The sequence below is a fragment of the Marinobacter sp. bablab_jr008 genome, from assembly GCF_016464145.1.
GTDB lineage: Bacteria > Pseudomonadota > Gammaproteobacteria > Pseudomonadales > Oleiphilaceae > Marinobacter > Marinobacter nauticus.
Window position 1 is genome coordinate 1 of sequence record NZ_JACDWW010000052.1, and the last position, 22,732, is coordinate 22,732.

The following is a 22,732-nucleotide window of genomic DNA, read 5'->3' on the forward strand; positions in this document are numbered from 1 at the left end:
CTGATCCCATCCCGAACTCAGAAGTGAAACAGACCTGCGCCGATGGTAGTGTGGCGTTGCCCATGTGAGAGTAGGTCATCGTCAGGCGCCTAATGCCTAAAAACCCCCGACAGCGAAGCTGCCGGGGGTTTTTTATTTCTGGTTCCGGAGAAGTGATATACTTCACCGAAAATCAAAGCAACGTTTCTGATGGGAGCCCAGCAATGGCCGCAAGCGAACACCTGGTCATTTTCGATACCACTCTGCGCGATGGCGAGCAAAGCCCGGGCGCCACCATGAACAAGGCGGAAAAACTCCGCATTGCCAAGGCGCTCGAGAAGCTTCGCGTAGACGTTATCGAGGCGGGGTTTGCCATTGCCAGCCAGGGCGACTTTGATGCAGTCAAGGCCATTGCCGAGAACATCAAAGAATCCACTGTCTGCAGTCTGGCTCGTGCTTTGGACAAGGATATCGACAGGGCTGCTGAAGCGATCCGCCCTGCCGAACGCTCCCGTATCCATACCTTTATTGCCACCTCGCCCATCCATATGAAGCATAAACTTCAGATGGAGCCAGATGAGGTGGTCGAGCAAGCCGTGCGCGCTGTCAAGCGGGCGCGTAGCCACGTTGATGACGTCGAGTTCTCCTGTGAAGACGCCGGGCGGTCAGAGCTGGATTTTCTTTGTCGCATCATTGAAGCCGCTATCGATGCCGGCGCCCGTACCATCAACATCCCTGATACCGTGGGCTATGCCATTCCTGAACAGTTTGGTGAGACCATCCATCAGTTACTGAACCGTATCCCGAATGCCGACAAGGCCGTGTTTTCAGTCCATTGCCATAACGACCTGGGCCTTGCGGTAGCCAACTCGCTGGCTGCGGTTGCCCACGGTGCCCGTCAGGTCGAATGTACTATCAATGGTCTGGGCGAACGTGCTGGTAACGCAGCGCTGGAAGAAATTGTCATGGCGGTTCGTACCCGCCAGGATCTCTTCAATATTGATACCCGCATAGATACCCAGCATATCGTCCCGGCATCACGTCTGGTGTCCACCATTACCGGGTTTCCTGTTCAACCCAACAAGGCGATCGTCGGTGCCAATGCCTTTGCCCATGAGTCCGGCATCCATCAGGATGGCGTGCTCAAGCATCGTGAAACCTACGAGATCATGCGGGCACAGGACGTAGGCTGGCATACCAATAGCCTGGTTTTAGGTAAGCATTCCGGCCGCAATGCCTTCCGTACGAGACTGCTGGAACTTGGTATCCAGTTTGAAACCGAAGGGGAGCTAAATGAGGCCTTCACGCGCTTCAAGGCGCTGGCCGACCTCAAGCATGAGATCTTTGATGAGGATCTGCAGGCGATTGCCAGCGATACCAAGCAAAAGGAAGAAGAAGGCCGCTTCGGTCTGGTCTGCATGCAGGTCTGTTCTGAAACCGGCGTTGTGCCCAAGGCGCATCTGACCATGACGGTGGATGGTAAAGAACACACGGTAGAGGCTGAGGGCAGCGGTCCTGTAGACGCAACTTTCAAGGCCATTGAATCTCTGGTGGATTCCGGGTGTAACCTGCAGCTGTATTCGGTCAACAATATTACCAGCGGCACTGATGCTCAGGGGGAAGTCACCGTTCGTCTTGAGCGGGGCGGCCGTATTGTGAACGGCGTTGGATCAGATACCGACATCATTATTGCGTCGGCGAAGGCCTACATTGAGGCTCTGAACCTGATTTCCAGTGGCGGTATTCGCCAACATCCCCAGGTGGCTGATGTTTAAAGCGCCCGAAGGATTGCCATGGAGGGATTCGTGATAGGGAATGAGGCGGAGCGGCAGTTCTATCTGGCGGCGGCAGGCATTCGGATGTGGTATGCCCGCGAGAGTTTGCCTGGCGCGGCGCCAAGCCCCGACTTTGATTTCGGAGTGGATGACGAGCCGCAATTCCAGCCCGCGTCGGAGGTGCCTCAGATTGGGCGCAAATCTGAGCCGCTGTCAGGGGACCAGGGGCGGCAGCGCATTGCTCAGCTCCAGAGCCTGATGGGCAACAAGCCTGAATCCGTGCAGAAGGCGGACAGCGCTGGGCAACAGGCCGCGGACCCAGTGAAAGCTCCACCGGCCACCGAGCCTCGGTCTGAAACTCCAGACATGGAGCCAGAGGCTTCCCTGCCGGCCTCGGAGCCAGTAGAAGTGCAGCAGCGGGAGCCAGTGCACCGGGTGTGTCTGACTGCCTGGAAAGGCTCCCGGTTCATGCTCTTGTGCCATATTGCCGAGGACGCCAGTTTTGCCTTGCAGGAAAATCTGGCTCGTAACATATTGCGAAGCATTGGAGAGACCGGGGTGTCTCAATGCAGTGTAGTGCGCTGGCCCTTGTTCAATAACCTGAAAGTGACGCTCAACAGTGAAAGCGATCTTGTCTCAGTCATAGCCTCTGCTTTTGCTGGCGACGCCCCGACAGAAACGCTAATAACGCTGGGGCTTGGCGACGAAACTCAGGCACGGTTGATCGAGCGTGGCCTGGGGCGGGTGCCGGAGATTGCGTTTTCCGGCACGCTCGCATCACTGGCATCAGACCCCTCCCAGAAGCGGCTGCTCTGGCAATCGATTCGGGTTCTCGTACCTGGCCGATGAAAGCATCACAGCCTTTTTTCGACGTGCACAACCAGGATGTCCGGGTACGCCCTCTGGTCGAGGCAGACCTGGCGGCGGTCATGGAGCTGGAGTGTCAGGGACACTCCCATCCGTGGCCGAAATCGACTTTTCTTGACTGTTTTAAGCCGAATTACAGGCTCTGGGCCGCTGAGCGTGGCGATGAGCTGATTGGCTATGCGGTTGTGGCCTATATGGTCGACGAAGCCCATCTGCTGAATATCTGCGTCAGTCCCCGTGTGCGTGGTCAGGGTGTCGGGCGCTGGCTGCTACGGCATCTGATCGCTGTCGCGGTGTCGGATGGTATGGAACAACTGATTCTGGAAGTGCGGGTTAGCAATGATGCCGCCACCCAGCTCTATCTGAGCGAGGGTTTCTCTGAAATCGGCAGAAGGGCCGGCTATTATCCCGATGGCGCTGCACGGGAAGATGCCCTGGTCATGGCGCTGCGGTTCACCTGAGGACGGTATAGGCCGTATAATGCTCGGCTTTCATCCATCTCGATTCAGGTCACCAGAGTTTATGCCTAACCTTTCCCAGGAAGTGGCCAAGCGCCGCACCTTTGCGATCATCTCGCACCCGGATGCCGGTAAGACCACCATCACAGAGAAGGTGCTGTTGTTCGGCCAGGCCCTGCAGAAGGCGGGAACCGTCAAGGGCAAAAAATCCGGACAGCACGCCAAGTCTGACTGGATGGAGATGGAAAAAGAACGGGGTATTTCCGTCACCACGTCGGTGATGCAATTTCCCTATGGTGGAAAGCTGGTCAACCTGCTGGATACACCGGGGCACGAAGATTTCTCCGAGGATACCTATCGGACACTGACCGCCGTCGACTCCTGTCTGATGGTGATTGACAGTGCCAAAGGGGTTGAGGAGCGCACCATCAAGCTGATGGAGGTGACCCGCCTGCGTGACACCCCGATCCTTACCTTTATGAACAAGCTGGACCGGGATACCAGGGACCCCATCGAGTTGATGGACGAAGTGGAAGACGTACTGAAGATTGCCTGTGCGCCGATTACCTGGCCCATTGGTATGGGCAAGGGGTTCAAGGGGGTTTATCACCTGCTGCGGGACGAAGTGATTCTTTATCAGTCAGGCCAGGGGCATACCATTCAGGAAAAACGTGTTGTCAAAGGTCTGGACAACCCGGAGCTGGATGAGGCCATCGGCAATTACGCTTCCGACCTTCGTGATGAGATTGAGCTGGTCAAAGGGGCTTCCCATGAATTTGACCAGGAGGCTTTCCTGGCTGGTGAGCTGACCCCGGTGTTTTTCGGAACAGCGCTTGGCAACTTCGGTGTTGATCACATGCTTGATGGTCTGGTGGATTGGGCGCCGGCCCCTCAGCCCCGGGCCACGGATGTGCGCCAGGTGACCCCGACCGAGGATGGCTTTTCCGGCTTTGTCTTCAAGATTCAGGCAAACATGGATCCACAGCACCGGGACCGTATCGCTTTCCTGAGGATCGTGTCAGGTAGTTACAATCAAGGCATGAAAGCTCGGCACGTCCGTATCGGTAAAGATGTTCGGTTCTCTGATGCGCTCACCTTCATGGCTGGTGACCGTGAACATGCGGAAGAAGCGTTTGCCGGTGACATCATTGGCCTGCATAACCACGGCACCATTCAGTTGGGTGATACCTTTACCGCGGGCGAGGACATGAAGTTTACCGGTATCCCGAACTTCGCCCCAGAGCTGTTCCGGCGCATTCGATTGAAAGATCCGCTGAAAGCCAAGCAATTACAGAAGGGCCTGATCCAGCTTTCCGAGGAGGGTGCAGTTCAGGTCTTCCGTCCGCTGAAGAACAACGATCTGATCGTCGGGGCGGTGGGTGTGCTGCAGTTTGATGTAGTTGTCGCCCGCCTGAAAAGTGAATACAAGGTGGAAGCGGTTTACGAGCCCATCAACGTGGCAACTGCCCGTTGGGTAACCTGTTCCGATGAGCGTAAACTGGACGAATTCCAGCGTAAGAATCAGGACAACGTCGCACTGGATGGCGCAGATCGCCTTGCGTACATCGCGCCGACCATGGTGAACCTGAATCTTGCTCAGGAGCGTTATCCGGATATCCAGTTCCACAAGACCCGGGAGCACTGATTCGGCTCCGGGAGGAGGCCGCCATGCAGTTGGTAGATGCTCATTGCCATTTTGATTTCCCGTTTTTTGACGGGCATCGGGAGGCGGTGTTGGCACAGGCGGCCAGCCTTGGAGTTCGCGCGATCGTGATTCCGGGGGTCCGGCGGCAGGACTGGCAGCGTGTGGCGAGCATGGCAGATGCAGAGAAGGGTCTCTGGTACTGTCTGGGTATTCACCCCTGGTTTATTCAGGAGCACGGCGCTGGCGATCTCGCCGAGCTTGAAAGGTTGCTGTCTTCCGCGCCCCAAGCCAGTGTTGGCCTTGGAGAGTGTGGTCTGGACGCCCTCAAAGGCGATCTGTCTGAGCAGGAACCCTGGTTCGAGGCCCAGATTGATATTGCCCAGCGGCTCGGTCTGGCGCTGGTGATTCACTCCGTCAAGAGCCATGATCTGGTGCACAGTAGTCTGAAACGCGCCGGATGGAACGGGCGGGCATTGCTTCACGGCTTCTCGGGCAGTTATCAGCAGGCGCAAAAGCTGGTTGATCTGGGTTGTTACATTGGCGTGGGCGGCGTGATTACCCACGATCGGGCCCGGAAAACCCGGGATACCATTGCCCGGTTACCGGCGGATGCGCTGGTCCTGGAAACCGATGCGCCGGATATGGCGCCGGCCGGAGTGGCGAAAGGGCAGAACTCACCTGTCCACTTGCCGGAGATTTTCGAGGCCCTGGCGGAACTGCGGAGTGAGCCCCGGGAGTCGCTGGCTGAAATACTGTTGGCCAATACCGCGAAGCTCTACCGGAAAGATCCGCTAACTCTGGTTCCACGCCCATAGGGGATTAACGAAACAGCATAGGTCGGGGTTGGCATTCACCAGGGGTTCGAGTATACTTCGCGCCCTGGCTTTTCAAGGCGATGTCATTATCTCAGCCCCGAATGATGGCAGCGCAACATACAGGTATGAACCTCCTCCGGATGCCTTGCATGTACCGGTGGTGGTTTTTAACGTTTCTTATATAGCGTTCAAGGCGGAATCAATGAAGACTCTGAGTGCGAAACCAGAAACAGTAAAACGTGACTGGTACGTTGTAGACGCAGCCGGCAAGACGCTGGGTCGTCTGTCAACCGAAATCGCCCTTCGTCTGCGGGGCAAGCATAAGCCTGAGTATACCCCTCACGTGGACACTGGCGACTACATCATCGTTATCAATGCCAGCCAGGTGAAGGTTACCGGCAAAAAGGCATCGGCTAAAATGTATTACAGCCATACCGGCTTTCCGGGTGGAATCAAATCCATCAATTTCGAGAAGCTGGTTGACAAGGCTCCCGAGCAAGTCATTCAGAAGGCCGTAAAAGGCATGCTTCCGAAGGGCCCGCTTGGCCGCGCCATGTTCAAGAAGCTGAAAGTGTACGCAGGCGCTGAGCATGCTCATGCCGCCCAGCAGCCCAAAGAACTCGACATCTAACGGAAGGCGAATATGTCTGTAGCACAAAATTACGGTACTGGTCGCCGCAAATCATCCACGGCTCGCGTCTTTATCAAGCCGGGTAGCGGTAACATCTCCATCAACGGTCGCACTATCGAAGATTTCTTCGGTCGTGAAACCCTGCGCATGATTGTTCGTCAGCCGCTGGTGGTTGCCGAATCCGAAGATCGTTTCGATATCGCCATTACCGTAAAGGGTGGCGGCATCAGTGGCCAGGCTGGCGCCATTCGCCACGGCCTGACTCGCGCTCTGATGGACTACGACGAAACTCTGCGTCCGGCACTGCGCAAAGCGGGTTACGTAACCCGTGATGCCCGTAAGGTTGAGCGTAAGAAAGTGGGTCTGCGCAAAGCGCGTAAGCGTCCGCAGTACTCCAAGCGTTAATCGACGTTCAGTCGATTTGGAAAAACCCGGTCTTGTGGCCGGGTTTTTTTATATCTGTACTCCGGAAATATTTTTGATCTGGCGCAGGGATAGGCTCGCCTGCCGACCTTTCCGGCTTGTAAGCGGGGGGTAATTTCATTACCATTTCAGCGCTTATATTTTTGGGTTGTGAAGTCCTTTTCGAAGCGCAGTGCCGGTTTTTCCGCGTCTGTGCCTCGCCTGATGGGAGAAAACCATAATGAGTAATGGCGACGTGAGCCAAGGCCGGCGCCGGTTTCTGATCGGTGCTACGTCCGTGGTAGGTGGTGTCGGCGTCGTCGGTGCAGCCGTTCCTTTCGTAGCGTCCTGGAACCCCAGTGCGAAAGCGGAAGCGGCCGGTGCACCGGTAACCGTCAATATCAGCAAAATCGAACCGGGTCAGCAAATCACCGTTGAGTGGCGAGGTAAGCCTGTTTGGATTATCCGCAGAACGGAAGAAATGCTGGCGAATATCGAGAAGCTCAATGACGCAGTGAAGGACCCGATGTCGGAGGCGCCTCAGCAGCCTTCGTATATCCAGGGGCCCTTGCGCGCGATCAAGCCAGAGTTCGGTGTCTATGTGGGGCTCTGTACCCATCTGGGCTGCGTGCCCTCCTACCGGCCAGAGGTTGCGCCGGCTGATCTGGGTGAAAACTGGCTTGGTGGGTTGTTCTGCCCGTGTCACGGTTCCCGCTATGACATGGCCGGTCGGGTTTATGAGGCTCAACCCGCGCCGCTGAACCTTGAGGTTCCGCCGTACCGGTTTGACGATGATGTGACCATGACCATTGGTCTTGATCCGGAGGCCGCGTGATGCAAAAGCTGATTAACTGGGTAGACGAGCGTCTGCCAATCGTTGAGGCCTGGAACAAGCACCTGGCCAAGTATTACGCGCCGAAGAACTTTAACGTCTGGTATTTCTTCGGTTCACTGGCAATGCTGGTGCTGGTCAACCAGCTAGTGACCGGTATCTGGCTGACTATGAGCTACAACCCGTCTGCCGAGGGGGCGTTTGCCTCGGTGGAATACATCATGCGTGATGTGGAGTGGGGTTGGCTGCTGCGATACCTGCACTCGACCGGCGCATCTGCGTTCTTCGTTGTGGTGTATCTGCACATGTTCCGTGGTCTCATGTACGGTTCCTACCAGAAGCCGCGGGAATTGATCTGGATTTTCGGTATGCTGATCTACCTGGTGCTGATGGCAGAAGCCTTCATGGGCTACCTGCTGCCCTGGGGCCAGATGTCATACTGGGGTGCCCAGGTAATCGTTAACCTGTTTGGTGCGATTCCGGTCATCGGTGAAGATCTGTCTCTGTGGATTCGCGGTGACTATCTGATCTCCGGTATCACGCTGAACCGTTTCTTTGCCCTGCACGTGGTTGCTCTGCCAATCGTTCTGCTGGGTCTGGTTGTTCTTCACATCCTGGCGCTGCACGAAGTGGGTTCTAACAACCCCGACGGCATCGACATCAAGAAGAACAAGGATGAAAACGGTATTCCGAAAGACGGTATTCCGTTCCACCCGTATTACACCGTTCACGATCTGCTGGGCGTGGGTGTGTTTTTCTTCATCTTCTTCATCGTTGTCTTCTTCTTCCCGGAGATGGGCGGTCTGTTCCTGGAAAAGCCGAACTTTGAACCGGCCAACGCCCTGAAGACACCAGCGCACATTGCGCCTGTCTGGTACTTCACGCCGTTTTACGCGATGTTGCGGGCGGTGACGGTAGACTTTATGGGGCTGCCGGCGAAGTTCTGGGGTGTTGTGGTCATGGGTGGTGCGATTGCGATTCTGTTCGTGTTGCCGTGGCTTGACAGAAGTCCTGTCCGCTCAATCCGCTACAAGGGCTGGTTGAGCAAGATTGCCCTGGCAATCTTTGCGGTGAGCTTCGTAATCCTTGGCTACCTTGGACTGGTTCCCGCAACAGAAGGTCGCACGACTGTCGCTCAGATTCTGACAGTGTTGTACTTCCTCTACTTCATTCTGATGCCGTTCTACACGCGCATGGAGAACACCAAGCCAGTTCCAGAGAGGGTGACAGGATAATGAAAAAGCTGATTGTTGGTCTTTTCATCGCACTCCTGCCAGCGCTTGGCCTGGCGGCTGGTGCCGCGGTTCCTCTTGATCATATGGAGCCGGATCATACGGACAAGGCGTCGCTGCAGCGCGGTGCTGCCTTGTTTACCAACTACTGCATGGGGTGTCACTCCATGGAGTATGCTCGCTACAAGCGTGTTTCGGATGATCTGGAGATCCCTGTCGAGCTTTACGAGGAAAACCTGATCTTTACTGGTGCCAAGATCGGTGAGCTCATGAAGAACTCCATGAACAAGGATATGGCGGCCGGCTGGTTCGGTGCGCCGCCACCCGATCTTACGCTGGAAACCCGTCTGCGTGGTGAGTCCTGGGTATATTCATACCTGCGGGGCTTCTACAAGGACGATTCCCGGCCACTGGGCGTAAACAACGTGGTGTTCGATAACGTTGGTATGCCTCACATTCTGGTCGAGATGCAGGGTCTGTGCGCCGTGAAGCCGAACATTGGTGTCGGGGCGTCTGTTGAGCCGTTGAGTGGTAACGTCAATAACGCAGACGCTTGCCCGGATTACGCAACGGAAGGCTCGATGTCCGGTGCGGAGTTTGATCGGGCCATGTGGGATCTGACCAACTTCATGTCCTACATGGGCGACCCGGTCAAGGTGGAGCGCGAGCGTCTCGGTATCTTCGTGCTGATCTTTGTGGCGATCTTCTTTGTCTTCGCGTACCTGCTCAACCGCGAGTACTGGAAAGACGTACACTAAGATTTAGGGTATAATCCCGTGTCCTTGATTCCAGCGAGTCTTTAAGGCTCGCTGGATTTTTGCGTTTTGCATTGTTTCGATTTTTAGAATCGTGAGGTAGCTATATGGGCGTTGTGACCAAGCGGTCATCAATGACTTTTTTCTCGGATCCCGCAAGCCACTACAGTCACCGGGTGCGTATTGTCCTGGCTGAGAAAGGTGTCACTGTTGATATCGTGGATGTGGATCCGGACAACCCGCCGGCGGAACTGGCGGATATGAATCCGTACAACGCCCTGCCAACCCTGGTAGATCGGGACCTGGTTCTGTACGAGCCCAACATCATGATGGAGTATCTGGATGAGCGTTTTCCTCATCCGCCGCTGCTGCCGGTTTACCCCGTTGCCCGGGCTAACAGCCGCCTGATGATTCACCGCATCCAGAAAGACTGGTGCGGACTGGTTGATCAGATCCTGGCGCAGCCGGGGGCCAAGGCCAGCGATGCCGCTCGCAAGGAACTCAAGGAAAGCCTTCTGGCCACGGCACCTTTGTTTGCCGAAATGCCGTTCTTCCTGTCGGAAGAGTTCACCATCGTGGACTGTTGTATTGCGCCGATCCTGTGGCGTTTGCCGGCTCTGGGTATTGAGCTGAATGAAAAGCAGGCCAAGCCTTTGCAGAAGTACATGGAGAGCATCTTTGCCAGAGAAGGCTTCAAGGCAAGCCTTTCAGATCTGGAAGAAGATATTCGCAGCTGATTGTCAGCGCCCGTATTTCAGGGCAGGAGTTAAGCAGTGTCTGACATGACTATCGCCATGACATCCAGTCGTCCCTATCTGGTCCGTGCGTTGAACGAATGGATCCTCGATAACGACTGTACCCCGTATATCGTGGTGGATGCCGGCATTCAGGGTGTTCAGGTGCCTACCGAGCACGTTGCCAACGGCCAGATTGTGCTCAATATCAGCCCCGGCGCCGTGCGCGGGCTGGTGATTGGCAATGGTGCGCTGGAATTCAGTGCTCGTTTCGGTGGTGTGCCGATGCAGGTTTTCATACCGTTGCAAGCGGTTATGGCCATCTATGCCAAGGAGAACGGCGAGGGCATGGTGTTTGGCAGTGAGCCAGGCTCTCCCGATCCGGAGGGTGGAGGTGAGCCCAAGTCGTCACGGCGAGCGGAAGACCGCCCGAATGGCAGGCCAACCCTGAAAGTGGTCAAGTAATAAAAAAGCCGGCGATGCCGGCTTTTTTATTAGCCTCCGAAAAGCTTGTGGTCAATCAGGTCGCAGAAGGCGTTGATGATGACCAGCAGCAAGGGCGTGGCCTCGCTTGGCGGCAAATCGTTAAGTGCGATTTCATGGTCTTCAGGGTGCATCAGGGAGGTGATGTCGGATTTTTCCCTGGCGCTCAGCACCACAATCCTCATTTCCCGGTCGTGGGCCGCCTGGATGGCCTGGATCAGGTTTGCCTTGTGGCCATCATCCACGATCACAAACAGAAGGTCGCCGGGTTTGCCTATGGCTCTGACCTGACGAGAGAAGGTGTCGTTGAATCGATTGTCACGGCAGATAGCGGAATAGGTGGTGGCGTCTGCCCCAAGGTTGATTGCCGGTAGGGCCGGGCGGTCCTGGTCAAAGCGGGACAACAATGCCGTGCAGAAATACTGGGCCAGTACATTGGCGTTGCCATTGGCGCAGGTAATGATCTTGCCATCCTGGAGCAGGGCGTCAACAAATGCCTGCGCTACCTGCTCAATGGCGGGACCAGCGGTGCTTGCCGCCTGCGCTGTGTGCTCCATATGGCTGGCGAACCACTGGTTGATTCTCTGTTCGGTGTCGGTCATGGTTTCTGGTCAGTCTGCCTGAATTGCGTTTTTGATCCATTGTATACGGTACTTGCTGGACTGGCCTGGTGTGATGCCGATAACATCGATCCGGCTGACCCGGTCCCAGAGTCCGTGGCGGTGCAGGTAGAATGAGGCTGCACGCACCAGGCGTTGCTGCTTCACCGCGGACACCGAGCTTATCGGGTCCACCAGCGCACCATCAGCGCGGAAGCGAACTTCAAAGAACACCAGTGCTTCGGCATCCATTCCAATAAGGTCGATCTCGCCGCCACGATTGTGCACGTTCCGCTCAATAATCCGGATGCCTCTGCTTTCCAGATACCGCGCGGCGACACCTTCGTAATGCTGTCCGAGTTTTCTGGAGCCTTCCCTGGCCATCGGTTATCAGTTGTTTGCAGTCGGGGCGGGTTCACCTTCCCGGGGTACGGTCGGAGAAAGCAGTTTGGGTGTTCCCCCCTGGAATTGTGCCCAGCGTTGTTCGCGATGAATGCTGCCGTCAGGATCCATGGTCAGAATGCCGGTTTGTCCTTCAATGGCGGCATCTTCAACCTGGCGTAGAAGTGGCAAGCGCTTGCTCAGTTGCCAGGCGTCGGCGCCCATGGCGAAAAGGCGCCCCAGTTGCCCGGTGGTGCCACTCAGATACTGGCGTGATTCTTCCCGCAGGGGATTCGTCTCGGCCAATACCCAGGGGATGTCCGTAAAGAAAACCCGGTCAATATCTCGGTCCCGGCCCGGATTCGGCGTACCCTCGTACACGATGGAAGGTGAGTATACCGGCAGATCGCCGCCATAATAGAAGGCGAACAGTGGCTTGAACTGGCGGGCAACCGTGGGTGCGGCAACCAGCACGATGCCCTCGGCATCCTGGCGGCGGCGGGGTTCAAATTCCACATTCAGGCCAATTGTTCGCTCCACCTGAATGGCGCGCTGGCGGGAGGCGGTAATGCCCAGCAGGTCAGCTGTCACTGAGCGCAGGTTGTCTTCCGGGAAAAAGCGCTCGACGTCGAGCGCTCGCAACCCGAGCTGGTCCATCCTTGTTTGCAGGGCGGTTTCAACCCGGTCTCCCCATTCACCGTGGGGAATCAGTACGAGAACCTGCTCGATGTTCTCGGCATCGAGCCTGTCGGCGATCTGTCGTGCCTCATCTTCGGCAGATAGCCCGAACTGATAAAGGCCGTCCGGAATGCGGGCATCCGGGCCAAGGTAGTTCAGGCCCAGTGCCGGAACCGGCAGCGTGTTCATGTTAGCGAGCTGGGACAGTGCTTCCTTGTCCAGCGGGCCAACAATCAAATCAATGTCGTTATTGGAGAGTTCCTCGTAGAGCTCGGAAAAAGAGCCGGTGGAGGTGTCGATGACCCGAATATCGGTTTTGCTGCGGTCAGTGGTTTCATCCTGATAATAGGCGGCCAGGAAACCGTCGCGAATCGCTTTGCCGGCGCTGGCGAGGGCACCTTGAAGTGGAACCGCCAATGCCAGTTTCTCCGGCCGGCTTGCTGCCAGTTCAGCCAGCAGGGCGAGATCCATGGGGAGTACCTGTGCTGCGGGGTGTCCCGGCCAGTTATTCTGCCATTGCCGGATCAGACGCCCCTGATCATCCAGGCTGGCCCCTTTGGTGCGTAGGCGCAGAGCGAGCTCAAGCCAGCCTTGAACCTCGAATCCGAGGGCGTTGTCGGAGGCGGATTGCAGGGTTGAGCGATTGATGGGCTTGAGCAATTGCCAAATGCGATTGTGCACCTCCTGCGGGGAAGTGCTGGAGTCGGTCTGGCTGAGCAGGATCAACGTCAGTGCCCCGTCCAAAGGTTGTCCGGCCAGCTCATAGGTCCGGGCCTGGAGCATGGCAGCCCGGGACATTAACTCCGCGGGGTAGGCAAGAAAGCTTTCAGGGGTGCTATCTGTGGCGAGTTGCTCAGCCCATTGGCTGTCCTGTAACTCGCTGGCACTGGCCATGGACAGGAGCGAGCGTTGTCTTGCGATGTCCTCCGGAGCATTTTCCAGAACGGGGGCCTGGAGAATGACTCGGGCATCTTCGTGGCGGCCTTGATCCTGGAATCGGCTGGCCACCCTCAATAGATAGCGTTGGCCAACCACCGGATCACGTTCATCGCTGGCCAGTGACAGTGCCTGTTCCGGGCTTTGTGCCATATGTTCGTCGAGATTGACGGTGGCGCAGCCGCCCAGATAGAACAGAACGAGGGTGATCAGGGCCAGAATTGGGCTGTGACGGAAGCGATTTGTCATGGCGGGCTCGGTACTCTCTGAATCGTTGGGCTTGTGGTGCCGCGTTTTAGCTGGCAAGTTTACCAGCTCCCGGCGCATTTCACATGACGGGACAGTCATGGGCCGGAAATAGCGGCGCCGCGGTTCACTTCAGTGGAGTTTATTATGTCCAGTTCTGTAGCAAGCGTTGTCGGTGGTCGGCTTTCAATTGTTGCCACGCCCATCGGTAATCTGGCCGATCTTTCTGATCGTGTCCGGCAGGTGCTCGCTGCGGCGGATCTGGTCGCCGCTGAGGACACCCGTCACAGCTCACGCCTGTTACAGCACCTGGGCCTGAGCAAGCCTTTGCTGGCGCTACACGATCATAATGAGAGGGATCGCGTCGGCAGAATCCTCTCTGCCCTTGCTGAAGGGCAGCAAGTGGCACTGATTTCCGATGCCGGTACCCCATTGATCTCCGATCCCGGGTACATCCTGGTACGTGAAGCCAGAAAGGCGGGCTTTCCGGTTTCCCCTATCCCCGGTCCATGTGCACTGGTTGCGGCATTGTCGGCGGCAGGTTTACCGACGGATCGTTTTCTTTTCGCAGGTTTTTTGCCGGCTAAACGGGCGGGTAGACGTTCAGCGCTCGTGGAATTGCGTGAACAGACTGCCACTCTGGTGTTCTACGAATCCCCCCATCGAATTCTGGACCTGATGCAGGATCTGGTTGATGAGTTTGGCGAGGGCCGGGAGTGTGTGCTCGGTCGGGAGCTGACCAAAACCTTTGAAACTTTCTACAGTGGGACGGTTAAAGAGGTATTGGCGGAGTTGGAGGCCGACCCGCATGGCAGTCGGGGCGAATTCGTGGTGATGGTCCGGGGTAACGATGTCGTGACCGGTTCGTCGCTCGATCTGGATGCCGATAAGCTGTTAAAGCTGCTTGTTGCAGAGATGCCGGTCAAAAAGGCTGCGAAAATCGTCGCGGAAGTCAGCGGCATCGGAAAAAATGAACTGTATCAGCGAGCGCTGCAGTTAAAGGGTGATTAAGCCTTGCATGCCTGCGCGCACGCGGGTATTGTCAGCGCCGAGCTCGCCAGACAGTCGCCGCCGGTTGATCCGGGGGAGGAAAGTCCGGGCTCCGCAGGGCAAGGTGCCAGGTAACGCCTGGGCGGCGTGAGCCGACGGAAAGTGCAACAGAAAGTATACCGCCTAAGCGCTTTCGGGCGCCGGTAAGGTTGAAATGGTGCGGTAAGAGCGCACCGCGTGGCTGGCAACAGTCCACGGCGATGGTAAACCCCACCTGGAGCAAGACCAAATAGGAATCCAATGGCGTGGCCCGCGCTGGATTCGGGTAGGTTGCTTGAGGCCTGTGGTGACGCAGGCCCTAGATGAATGACTGTCCAAGACAGAACCCGGCTTATCGGCGAGCTCGCCTCTTTTCCCGATTATTCGGATGTGATCCGCATCCTTCTCACAAGTTACCTTTTATAGCCAAAAAATCTTAAACCTGAAGTTGGCTATCTAAAGGTGTCTGCAGGTATTTGTTTTTTATCCTTTTCTTTACGTCTTTTTAACGCTTCGTTCCGTTTCTGCTTTGTAACCTCTTGTCGTTAAAGGAACTTTCCTGTGTGTGGTGCCTGTCGCGGCGCTTGCATTGTTATTTGCGTATTTCTATAGTGTGCGGGAGTGGGAAAAAGTGGTTTTTGGTGGAATTTTGTGGAAATGAAAACCTCGGACTAGACGTTAATGAGCAATTTTCTTGGCAGTCATGCCATCAATATGGACGCGAAGGGTCGCCTGGCGATCCCGACAAAGGTGCGTGAAGAGCTCGCGCAGCTTTGCGGTGGCCGTATTGTATTGACAGCCAACGCCGATGAGGAGAAATGCTTGTTGCTCTACCCCGAGCCGGAATGGGAAGTGCTGCGCCCGAAAATCGAGGCGCTGCCCAACATGAACAAGGCGGCCAAGCGCCTGCAGCGCCTCATTCTGGGTAACGCTGCCCTTATGGAGCTGGATGGGTCCGGCCGGATTCTGGTGCCGCAGACCCTCAGAAATCACGCCAATCTTGAAAAACGGCTGATGTTGGTCGGGCTTGGCAAGAAGTATGAGCTGTGGAGTGAGGAAAGCTGGAATGCTTACCTTGATGCCTCCGCAGCCGACGAGGAAATGCCGCCGGAAATGGAGGCGCTGTCGCTATGAGCGCACGCCAGGACGATCAGGCCAATGAAGGCTATCAGCATCGCTCGGTACTGCTGGATGCAGCGGTCGACTATTTGGTTACAGATGAAAATGGCCGTTTTGTCGACGCCACGTTTGGCCGGGGCGGTCATAGTCGTCTGATTCTCGGCAAGCTCGGTCAGGATGGTCAGCTCCTGGGCATTGATAAGGATCCGGAGGCTATTGCCGTCGCCAGAGAGCTGGCATCTGGGGATTCCCGGTTTCAGTGGTACCACGGCTCGTTCGCCGAACTGGATCTTGCGCTTGAACGTCAAGGTTGGTCACAGGTTGATGGCGTGTTGATGGATCTTGGGGTGTCTTCGCCACAACTGGATGATGCTTCCCGCGGTTTTTCGTTCATGCGGGACGGTCCATTGGATATGAGAATGAACCCGCAGCAGGAGCCGAGTGCGGCCCAGTGGCTGGCCGAGGCTGATGAGCGGGAAATAGCAGATGTGATCTGGCGATACGGCGAGGAGCGGTTTTCTCGCCGTATCGCTCGTCTTGTCGTGGAGCGGCGTCAGGAGCAGCCGATTGAAACCACGCGGCAGCTGGCGGAGTTGGTTGCGGAGGCCGTGCCGAAGAAAGAGAAGCACAAGCACCCTGCCACCCGTGCTTTTCAGGCTATCCGGATTTTTATAAACCGGGAGCTCGAGGACCTGGAAGCCGGTCTGGCCGCGGCAGTTGATCGCCTGGCTCCCGGTGGGCGCCTGGTGGTGATCAGCTTTCACTCTCTGGAGGATCGTCTGGTCAAGCGCTTTATGCGTGATCTGGCGCGGGGGCCAAAGCTGCCGAAGGGGATACCGGTCACGGCGGAGCAGGAAGAATCCGGGTTCCAGCTGATTGGCAAAGCCAGCAAGGCCAATGAGCAGGAAATTACTGAAAACGTCAGGGCTCGCAGCGCGGTCATGCGAGTGCTTGAACGTAAAGCGAATTAATCGAAAACGCAGGGGAGCGCGACGCCATGGGCGCGGTAGCGATTGAGCAACCAGTAAAAACCAACAGGATAAACAAACAGCGGGTTCGCGAGGGTGTTGCGACAGCCGTTCGTTTGTCCCGTCAGGTGTTTGATGCAACACGGGAAAGCCGGGTTCTGGTGACGCTGGTGTTGGTGGCCGTACTGACGCTGTCGTCCATCGGGGTGGTGGTCAGTGCCCATGAGAACCGCGAGCTGTTCAATACGTTGTCGGGTCTGCAGGAGCAGCGCGATGCCTATCAGCGTGAGTGGAGTCAGTTGCTGCTGGAACAGAGTGCTTTGAGCGCTCACGGGCGGGTCGAGAAACTCGCTGCTGAGCGCTTCAACATGGTGGTGCCCGGGCGGCAGGACATTGTACTCGTGCCTTTGATGTCACCGCTGGCAGCGAACTAAAACCAACAATAACCATCCGGGGTAACTGAAGTGTCCGGTCAGGGAACGCACGCAAACAGCTGGAAGCAGAAGCTGGTGGCAGGCTTGAAAGCCTGGCGCTTCGGCTCTGTGCTGGGCGTTTTCCTGCTGGTTGTGGCCGGCATTGGATGGCGGTTGGTGGATCTTCATGTGGTGGATAATGACTTCCTGCGCAAGCAGGGAGATGTCAGAACTATCCGCGTTGAATCTATCGATGCCCATCGAGGCGTGGTGACGGATCGTCATGGCGAGCCTTTGGCCGTCAGTACGCCAGTTCAGACCGTGTGGGCAAATCCTTCCGAAACCGATCCCGAAGATCCGCAACTGGCGGCGCTTGCCCGAATTCTTGGGTTGTCTGAGGGCGCGCTGCGGGAGCGATTGCGCCAGTATGCTGGCCGCGAATTTATCTACCTGCGACGCAAAGTGCAGCCCTCAATGGCGCGTGAAGCGTTGGCTCTAGGTGTCGGTGGTATCTATGCCCGGCAGGAATATCGTCGTTATTACCCCGCGGGAGAAGTCACCGCTCATGTGGTCGGGTTTACTGATATCGACGAGCATGGCCAGGAAGGTATCGAGTTAGCCTATAACAAATGGTTGACCGGTGAGCCGGGCCAGAAGCGGGTGCTCAAGGATAACCGTGGGCGCGTCATCAAAGATCTGATGCTTATCCGCGATGCCCGGCCCGGGAAAGACCTGGAACTGAGTATTGATCTCCGGCTGCAGTATCTGGCCTATCGGGAGCTCAAGGCGGTGGTCGGTGCTCACAAGGCTCGCGGTGGCACGCTGGTGATGCTGGATGTCGACACCGGTGAGGTGCTGGCCATGGTCAATCAAGGTTCCTACAACCCGAATGACCGGTCACAGCTTGCCGCAGAAAACCTGCGCAACAAGGCGATTACAGATCTGTTCGAGCCCGGCTCAACCATGAAGCCGCTGACGATAGCGGCTGCTCTGGAGTCCGGGGAATACACGGTTAACAGCACCATTGATACTTCCCCGGGCTTTCGGAGATTTGGTCGCTTCACCATTCGGGATCATCGCAATTACGGGGTGCTGGATCTAACGGAGATTATTGTCAAGTCCAGCAACGTCGGGGTGAGCAACATCGCAACGGATCTGGGTGGCGATACTCTGAGAAACCTCTATGCCCGCCTGGGCCTCGGCCAGGCAACCGGTATCGGCTTCCCAGGGGAAGCCGTTGGTGTTTTGCCGGCCCCCCCGAAATGGCGGCCGGTAGAAGAGTCCACCTTGTCTTATGGCTACGGCATGAGCGTTAACGCCTTGCAACTGGCACAGGCGTATATGGTTATTGCCAATGGTGGAATTCGTTACCCTCTCAGCCTGATGAGGCAGGAGCAGAGGCCGCAGGGACAACGTGTACTGTCTGAGCAGGTGACACGGGCCGTGCGAGACATGCTAAAACAGGCGGTTGCCCGTGGTACTGGCAAGCGTGCCCGGCCCGGGCTGTATGCGGCCGGGGGCAAAACCGGGACCGTTCACCTGGTGGGGGCGAACGGGTACGAAGACAGTCAATATAAGGCCATCTTTGCCGGTATGGCACCGATTGATGACCCCAGAATTGTAACCGTTGTGGCCGTGGATGCGCCGCAGGCCGGAGAATATTACGGCGGAGAAGTTGCCGCGCCGGTATTCGCCCGGGTGATGGGTGACGCGCTGCGACTGCTGAATGTGAAGCCTGAACTGGAAGTCAGTGAAACACGCGTTTCGCAAGTGACCTCCGGGGGGAGAGGGTAAGCCATGTGCATCACATCCATCAGCACCTTGCTTCAGGGCATTATTGAGGTGCCATCGGTCTTCGATGTCACTATCCACGGCCTGAAGACGGATAGCCGGAAAGTGCAGTCCGGTGACGCCTTTATTGCGCTGGCCGGGGCCCGAACGCCCGCAGAGCACTATATGGATCAGGCCATCAGCGCCGGTGCCACGGCCATTCTGCTTGAGTCCGAGCAGGAGCGGCAGTGCCATGAGCGCCACGGCGCATTGATTGTGCCCGTGGTTGGTCTGCGCGCCCGTCTGGGCCGAATTGCCGATCGCTTCTTCGAGCATCCGTCGCGCCATCTGAGAGTGATCGGGGTTACCGGCACCAATGGCAAGACGTCGGTGACCCAATACATCTCCCAGTTGTTACGGGAAACCGGCACGCCCTGCGGGCTGCTGGGTACCCTGGGTTATGGCATGCCGGGCAGTATCGAGTCGGCCACGCATACCACGCCGGATGTGGTCCAGGTGAACCGGGTATTGAACCGCATACGCAATGAGGGTGGTCGGGCTGCGGTAATGGAAGTGTCGTCGCACGCTCTGGATCAGGGGCGGGTTGATAACCTGACCATGACCGGTGCGGTGTTCACCAACCTCACGCGTGATCATCTGGATTACCACGGTTCCATGGAGGCCTATGGTGAGGCCAAGGCCAGGCTGTTCCTGCGGGAAGAACTGCACTTCTCAGTGATCAATTTTGACGATCCGTTTGGCCGGCAGCTTTACGGTCAGCTTGAGGGCCAGTGTGACCGTGTTCGTTACAGTCTGCATGAAGCCCAGACGGAACTCTGGTTGAAGGAATTTACGCCCACGGCCTCAGGGTTCCGCGCCAGGGTCGATGGGCAATGGGGTGAGTTTGATCTTGCTGTCCCCCTGTTAGGGAGTTTCAACGCCAGCAATGTTCTGGCGGCCCTGGCTACCGTACTGACGCTTGGCGTACCCGTTGAGCGGGCGGTGTCCATTGTCAGGGAGCTGTCACCGCCCCCTGGGCGTCTTGAACGATTCACCGGCTCAACCGGCAAACATGTGGTGGTGGACTATGCTCACACCCCCGATGCCCTGGCCAATGCGCTTGAAGCATTGCGGCCCCACATCCGGGGCAGGCTGATCTGTGTGTTCGGTTGCGGTGGCGACCGGGACCCCGGCAAGCGGCCGGAAATGGCGAAAGAAGCGGAAAAGCGGGCGGATTACGTCATCGTAACCGACGACAACCCTCGTACCGAGCAGCCTGAACGGATTGTCAGCGACATTTCTGCTGGTTTCACTCAGGCTGGTCGCTGGCAGGTGATTCACGACCGCGCTCAGGCAATTGCCGAGGCAGTGGGCATGGCCAATGAGGATGATCTGGTGCTGATTGCAGGTAAAGGTCATGAAGCCTATCAGGAGATCCGGGGCCAGAAGTTGCCGTTCAGCGACGCCGAGCAGGTACGCCATCTATTGAACCTGAATGGAGGTGTGGCATGATGCGCGCCTTTTCGCTGGCGGAAGCTCGCGAGTGGCTTCAGGCCACCCTGGCAGGGGCGCGCACTGATGCGGGTGAACTCTGGTTTGATGGCGTCTCCACCGATACCCGATTGGTTGGAGATGGGCAGCTGTTTGTTGCTCTGCGCGGTGAGCGGTTTGATGGTCATGAATTCCTTGGCCAGGCCCTGACACAGGGCGCCGTCGCCGCGGTAGTGGATACCGAGGTCACCGACGTTGCCATTCCGCAACTGATCGTTAGCGATACGGTTCAGGCCTTGGCCGATCTGGCCAGCGCCAATCGCAGCGGAAGCGCGGCCCGGCTGGTGGCGATTACCGGCAGCAGTGGCAAAACCACGGTTCGTGAAATGACCGGGGCCATTCTCGCCGGCATGGGGCCGACCTTGGTGACTGAAGGCAATCTCAATAATCACATTGGTGTTCCGCTGACCCTGTTTCGGCTGACGCCGGATCACCAGTTCGGCGCCATTGAGCTGGGGGCCAGTGGTCTTGGCGAAATTGCCCACACGGTGTCAATTACCCGACCGCAGGTTGCGATTCTGACCAATGCAGGCCAGGCGCACCTGGAGGGTTTTGGCAGTTACCAGAATATTGTTCTGGCCAAAGGCGAGATTATTGATGGCGTGCCGGCAGATGGAGCCGTCGTGCTGAACCGGGACGATCCTGCCTTCGATCAATGGCATGCCCGTGCGGGCCAACGGCGGGTGCTGGGGGTTTCCCGGATGGGGCACCCGGGCGCGGATTACCGCGCGGAGGCGATCATGGCCACTGATCAGGGGTTTGAATTCCTGGTGTTGGGGCCAGACAACTGGCGCTGTCATCTGGTGCTGGGGTTGCCCGGTGAACACAACATTACCAATGCTCTGCTGGCTCTCGCGGCCTGCAGGGAACTTGGAGCGACAGATCAGCAGGTTCAGTCCGGGCTCATGCAGGTAGAAGCCGTGAAGGGGCGTCTCCAGGTGCTCAAGCCGGCCCCGGATCTGACCCTGATTGACGACAGTTACAACGCCAATCCGGCGTCTATGAAAGCGGCGCTGGACGTTCTGGCGTCGTACCCGGCGCCCCGGCTGGCGGTGCTCGGCGCCATGGCAGAGCTGGGCGATGAGGCGAACGAGCTGCACCGGCAGGTGGGTGAACATGCCCGTGCCCGTGGAATTGAGAAGGTTATGGTGGTGGGAGCCGGAGGTAACGGCTACGGCACCGGATTTGGTGACGAGACAGAGTTTTTCCCGAGTCATGAGCAGGCGGTGGACGCCATTGTGGCGGGCCGGAGTGGTGCTATGACGGTCCTGGTGAAAGGTTCTCGTAGTTCCGCCATGGATCGCGTGGTGGAGGGAATTCAGAAAAAGGTGAAGAACCCATGCTGCTCTGGCTGACAGAGATACTATCGCAATACTTTTCGTCGCTGACGGTGTTTCAGTACCTGACACTGCGGGCGATCCTGGGCATTCTTACGGCGCTGCTGATCTCGCTGGTGATCGGTCCGGTGATGATTCGCAAGCTGAGTCAGTATCAGATCGGCCAGGCCGTACGTGATGACGGCCCCCAGACTCACCTGAGCAAAGCCGGTACGCCGACGATGGGCGGCGCCCTGATCCTCGTGGCCATCGCCATTTCCACTCTGTTGTGGGCGGATCTGACCAATCGTTATGTCTGGGTGGTGTTGCTGGTTACCCTGCTGTTCGGTGCCATTGGCTGGGTGGATGACTACCGTAAGGTTGTGGAGCGCAATCCCCGGGGCCTGCCGGCACGCTGGAAATACTTCTGGCAGTCGGTGATCGGGGCCACGGCCGCGATCGTGCTCTATGTCACTGCTTCACTGCCCCAGGAAACCTCGCTTTATCTGCCGTTCCTGAAAAATGTCTCGCTGACCCTCGGGCCGGTGTTGTTCATTCTGCTGACCTACTTCGTGATTGTTGGTAGCAGCAACGCGGTAAATCTGACAGACGGCCTGGATGGTCTGGCTATCATGCCAACCGTCATGGTGGCGGGGGCTCTGGCCATCTTTGCTTACCTCTCGGGCCATGCGCAGTTCGCCAATTACCTGCTGATTCCGCATCTGCCCGGAACCGGTGAGCTGATCATTTTCTGCGGAGCCCTGGTGGGTGCAGGGCTCGGGTTCCTGTGGTTCAACACTTACCCGGCGCAGGTATTCATGGGCGATGTCGGTGCCCTTGCCCTGGGAGCCGCCCTGGGCACAGTGGCTGTCATCGTCCGGCAGGAAATTGTGTTGTTCATCATGGGCGGCGTGTTCGTGATGGAAACCATTTCTGTGATTCTGCAGGTGGCCTCATTCCGGCTCACGGGTCGGCGGATCTTCCGGATGGCGCCGCTGCACCATCATTTTGAATTGAAAGGCTGGCCCGAGCCACGAGTCATTGTCCGGTTCTGGGTTATTACTGTTGTTCTCGTTCTGATTGGCCTGGCCAGTCTGAAAATCCGATAGGAAATTGCT

At 57.3% G+C, this 22,732-nt stretch carries 23 protein-coding genes, 1 rRNA gene and 1 other RNA gene; 22 read left to right on the forward strand and 3 right to left on the reverse strand.

Features of this window, described 5'->3' with window-relative positions; all coding sequences use genetic code 11:
• From rrf to JIF53_RS06380, 13 genes are all read left to right on the forward strand, one after another.
• A 5S ribosomal RNA gene (rrf, locus tag JIF53_RS06320) occupies positions 1–87 on the forward strand; the annotation flags it as partial.
• Positions 88–203: 116 nt separating this feature from the next.
• Positions 204–1,754, forward strand: coding sequence for a 2-isopropylmalate synthase (locus tag JIF53_RS06325; protein ID WP_113879807.1), 1,551 nt, complete (start codon positions 204–206; stop codon positions 1,752–1,754).
• A gap of 30 nt (positions 1,755–1,784) precedes the next feature.
• A complete protein-coding gene (locus tag JIF53_RS06330) occupies positions 1,785–2,603 on the forward strand; it encodes a hypothetical protein (protein ID WP_278350333.1) in 819 nt (272 codons plus the stop codon).
• Positions 2,600–3,082, forward strand: coding sequence for a ribosomal protein S18-alanine N-acetyltransferase (gene rimI / locus JIF53_RS06335; RefSeq protein WP_199452093.1), 483 nt, complete (start codon positions 2,600–2,602; stop codon positions 3,080–3,082). Before JIF53_RS06330 ends, rimI begins: the two co-directional genes overlap by 4 nt.
• Before the next feature lie 61 nt (positions 3,083–3,143).
• Positions 3,144–4,724 (forward strand): peptide chain release factor 3, encoded by a 1,581-nt coding sequence (prfC, locus tag JIF53_RS06340; protein ID WP_022991995.1) that lies wholly within the window; start codon positions 3,144–3,146, stop codon positions 4,722–4,724.
• A 23-nt stretch (positions 4,725–4,747) separates the two neighbouring features.
• On the forward strand, positions 4,748–5,539 hold the full coding sequence (locus JIF53_RS06345; RefSeq protein WP_153740845.1) for a TatD family hydrolase: 792 nt from the start codon (positions 4,748–4,750) through the stop codon (positions 5,537–5,539).
• 202 nt (positions 5,540–5,741) lie between these two features.
• Positions 5,742–6,170: a 50S ribosomal protein L13 gene (gene rplM / locus JIF53_RS06350; protein ID WP_011785931.1), complete on the forward strand. Its 429-nt coding sequence runs from the start codon at positions 5,742–5,744 to the stop codon at positions 6,168–6,170.
• Positions 6,171–6,182: 12 nt separating this feature from the next.
• On the forward strand, positions 6,183–6,575 hold the full coding sequence (gene rpsI, locus JIF53_RS06355; protein WP_011785930.1) for a 30S ribosomal protein S9: 393 nt from the start codon (positions 6,183–6,185) through the stop codon (positions 6,573–6,575).
• Positions 6,576–6,813: 238 nt separating this feature from the next.
• Positions 6,814–7,407 (forward strand): ubiquinol-cytochrome c reductase iron-sulfur subunit, encoded by a 594-nt coding sequence (gene petA, locus JIF53_RS06360; protein ID WP_014420621.1) that lies wholly within the window; start codon positions 6,814–6,816, stop codon positions 7,405–7,407.
• A complete protein-coding gene (locus tag JIF53_RS06365; RefSeq protein WP_014420622.1) occupies positions 7,407–8,639 on the forward strand; it encodes a cytochrome b in 1,233 nt (410 codons plus the stop codon). Before petA ends, JIF53_RS06365 begins: the two co-directional genes overlap by 1 nt.
• On the forward strand, positions 8,639–9,394 hold the full coding sequence (locus tag JIF53_RS06370) for a cytochrome c1 (protein WP_153740846.1): 756 nt from the start codon (positions 8,639–8,641) through the stop codon (positions 9,392–9,394). Before JIF53_RS06365 ends, JIF53_RS06370 begins: the two co-directional genes overlap by 1 nt.
• Before the next feature lie 104 nt (positions 9,395–9,498).
• Positions 9,499–10,128 carry a glutathione S-transferase N-terminal domain-containing protein gene (locus JIF53_RS06375; RefSeq protein WP_011785926.1) on the forward strand — a complete coding sequence of 210 codons (630 nt, stop codon included), beginning with the start codon at positions 9,499–9,501 and terminating at the stop codon, positions 10,126–10,128.
• Between the two features lie 57 nt (positions 10,129–10,185).
• Positions 10,186–10,590 (forward strand): ClpXP protease specificity-enhancing factor, encoded by a 405-nt coding sequence (locus JIF53_RS06380; RefSeq protein WP_206769525.1) that lies wholly within the window; start codon positions 10,186–10,188, stop codon positions 10,588–10,590.
• Between the two features lie 29 nt (positions 10,591–10,619).
• Here the strand turns inward: JIF53_RS06380 and JIF53_RS06385 are convergent, their stop codons facing one another.
• Genes JIF53_RS06385 through JIF53_RS06395 form a run of 3 tightly spaced genes read right to left on the reverse strand, consistent with a single transcriptional unit; the run spans position 10,620 to position 13,451 of the window.
• A complete protein-coding gene (locus JIF53_RS06385; protein WP_011785924.1) occupies positions 10,620–11,210 on the reverse strand; it encodes a D-sedoheptulose-7-phosphate isomerase in 591 nt (196 codons plus the stop codon).
• Between the two features lie 9 nt (positions 11,211–11,219).
• A complete protein-coding gene (locus JIF53_RS06390; RefSeq protein WP_153740848.1) occupies positions 11,220–11,591 on the reverse strand; it encodes a YraN family protein in 372 nt (123 codons plus the stop codon).
• 6 nt (positions 11,592–11,597) lie between these two features.
• Entirely contained in the window at positions 11,598–13,451 is a 1,854-nt protein-coding gene (locus JIF53_RS06395) for a penicillin-binding protein activator (protein ID WP_199452094.1), read from the reverse strand.
• Between the two features lie 144 nt (positions 13,452–13,595).
• Between JIF53_RS06395 and rsmI the strand changes: the two genes are divergently transcribed.
• From rsmI to mraY, 9 genes are all read left to right on the forward strand, one after another.
• A complete protein-coding gene (gene rsmI / locus JIF53_RS06400; protein ID WP_199452095.1) occupies positions 13,596–14,459 on the forward strand; it encodes a 16S rRNA (cytidine(1402)-2'-O)-methyltransferase in 864 nt (287 codons plus the stop codon).
• Between the two features lie 38 nt (positions 14,460–14,497).
• Positions 14,498–14,848: RNase P RNA component class A (rnpB, locus tag JIF53_RS06405), an RNA gene on the forward strand.
• Between the two features lie 310 nt (positions 14,849–15,158).
• Entirely contained in the window at positions 15,159–15,611 is a 453-nt protein-coding gene (mraZ, locus tag JIF53_RS06410; RefSeq protein WP_022991988.1) for a division/cell wall cluster transcriptional repressor MraZ, read from the forward strand.
• Complete coding sequence (gene rsmH / locus JIF53_RS06415) at positions 15,608–16,567, forward strand: 16S rRNA (cytosine(1402)-N(4))-methyltransferase RsmH (RefSeq protein ID WP_183580826.1); 960 nt, start codon at positions 15,608–15,610, stop codon at positions 16,565–16,567. The genes mraZ and rsmH overlap by 4 nt, the downstream gene beginning before the upstream one ends.
• A gap of 26 nt (positions 16,568–16,593) precedes the next feature.
• The gene (gene ftsL, locus JIF53_RS06420) at positions 16,594–16,998 is read left to right on the forward strand and encodes a cell division protein FtsL (protein WP_014420629.1); all 405 of its coding nucleotides are present in this window, start codon (positions 16,594–16,596) and stop codon (positions 16,996–16,998) included.
• Positions 16,999–17,028: 30 nt separating this feature from the next.
• On the forward strand, positions 17,029–18,771 hold the full coding sequence (locus tag JIF53_RS06425; RefSeq protein ID WP_199452096.1) for a peptidoglycan D,D-transpeptidase FtsI family protein: 1,743 nt from the start codon (positions 17,029–17,031) through the stop codon (positions 18,769–18,771).
• Between the two features lie 3 nt (positions 18,772–18,774).
• Entirely contained in the window at positions 18,775–20,259 is a 1,485-nt protein-coding gene (locus JIF53_RS06430; RefSeq protein WP_153740853.1) for a UDP-N-acetylmuramoyl-L-alanyl-D-glutamate--2,6-diaminopimelate ligase, read from the forward strand.
• Entirely contained in the window at positions 20,256–21,653 is a 1,398-nt protein-coding gene (locus tag JIF53_RS06435) for a UDP-N-acetylmuramoyl-tripeptide--D-alanyl-D-alanine ligase (protein ID WP_199452097.1), read from the forward strand. Before JIF53_RS06430 ends, JIF53_RS06435 begins: the two co-directional genes overlap by 4 nt.
• A complete protein-coding gene (gene mraY, locus JIF53_RS06440; RefSeq protein WP_014420633.1) occupies positions 21,638–22,723 on the forward strand; it encodes a phospho-N-acetylmuramoyl-pentapeptide-transferase in 1,086 nt (361 codons plus the stop codon). The genes JIF53_RS06435 and mraY overlap by 16 nt, the downstream gene beginning before the upstream one ends.
• Positions 22,724–22,732: the final 9 nt, after the last annotated feature.

Excerpts from the sequence above, each read along its gene's own strand:
- JIF53_RS06325 (WP_113879807.1), top strand. The coding sequence starts at position 204 with ATGGCCGCAAGCGAACACCTGGTCATTTTCGATACCACTCTGCGCGAT.
- rimI (WP_199452093.1), top strand. The coding sequence starts at position 2,600 with ATGAAAGCATCACAGCCTTTTTTCGACGTGCACAACCAGGATGTCCGG.
- prfC (WP_022991995.1), top strand. The coding sequence starts at position 3,144 with ATGCCTAACCTTTCCCAGGAAGTGGCCAAGCGCCGCACCTTTGCGATC.
- JIF53_RS06345 (WP_153740845.1), top strand. The coding sequence starts at position 4,748 with ATGCAGTTGGTAGATGCTCATTGCCATTTTGATTTCCCGTTTTTTGAC.
- rplM (WP_011785931.1), top strand. The coding sequence starts at position 5,742 with ATGAAGACTCTGAGTGCGAAACCAGAAACAGTAAAACGTGACTGGTAC.
- rpsI (WP_011785930.1), top strand. The coding sequence starts at position 6,183 with ATGTCTGTAGCACAAAATTACGGTACTGGTCGCCGCAAATCATCCACG.
- petA (WP_014420621.1), top strand. The coding sequence starts at position 6,814 with ATGAGTAATGGCGACGTGAGCCAAGGCCGGCGCCGGTTTCTGATCGGT.
- JIF53_RS06365 (WP_014420622.1), top strand. The coding sequence starts at position 7,407 with ATGCAAAAGCTGATTAACTGGGTAGACGAGCGTCTGCCAATCGTTGAG.
- JIF53_RS06370 (WP_153740846.1), top strand. The coding sequence starts at position 8,639 with ATGAAAAAGCTGATTGTTGGTCTTTTCATCGCACTCCTGCCAGCGCTT.
- JIF53_RS06375 (WP_011785926.1), top strand. The coding sequence starts at position 9,499 with ATGGGCGTTGTGACCAAGCGGTCATCAATGACTTTTTTCTCGGATCCC.
- JIF53_RS06380 (WP_206769525.1), top strand. The coding sequence starts at position 10,186 with ATGACATCCAGTCGTCCCTATCTGGTCCGTGCGTTGAACGAATGGATC.
- JIF53_RS06385 (WP_011785924.1), bottom strand. The coding sequence starts at position 11,210 with ATGACCGACACCGAACAGAGAATCAACCAGTGGTTCGCCAGCCATATG.
- JIF53_RS06390 (WP_153740848.1), bottom strand. The coding sequence starts at position 11,591 with ATGGCCAGGGAAGGCTCCAGAAAACTCGGACAGCATTACGAAGGTGTC.
- JIF53_RS06395 (WP_199452094.1), bottom strand. The coding sequence starts at position 13,451 with ATGACAAATCGCTTCCGTCACAGCCCAATTCTGGCCCTGATCACCCTC.
- rsmI (WP_199452095.1), top strand. The coding sequence starts at position 13,596 with ATGTCCAGTTCTGTAGCAAGCGTTGTCGGTGGTCGGCTTTCAATTGTT.
- mraZ (WP_022991988.1), top strand. The coding sequence starts at position 15,159 with ATGAGCAATTTTCTTGGCAGTCATGCCATCAATATGGACGCGAAGGGT.
- rsmH (WP_183580826.1), top strand. The coding sequence starts at position 15,608 with ATGAGCGCACGCCAGGACGATCAGGCCAATGAAGGCTATCAGCATCGC.
- ftsL (WP_014420629.1), top strand. The coding sequence starts at position 16,594 with ATGGGCGCGGTAGCGATTGAGCAACCAGTAAAAACCAACAGGATAAAC.
- JIF53_RS06430 (WP_153740853.1), top strand. The coding sequence starts at position 18,775 with ATGTGCATCACATCCATCAGCACCTTGCTTCAGGGCATTATTGAGGTG.
- JIF53_RS06435 (WP_199452097.1), top strand. The coding sequence starts at position 20,256 with ATGATGCGCGCCTTTTCGCTGGCGGAAGCTCGCGAGTGGCTTCAGGCC.
- mraY (WP_014420633.1), top strand. The coding sequence starts at position 21,638 with ATGCTGCTCTGGCTGACAGAGATACTATCGCAATACTTTTCGTCGCTG.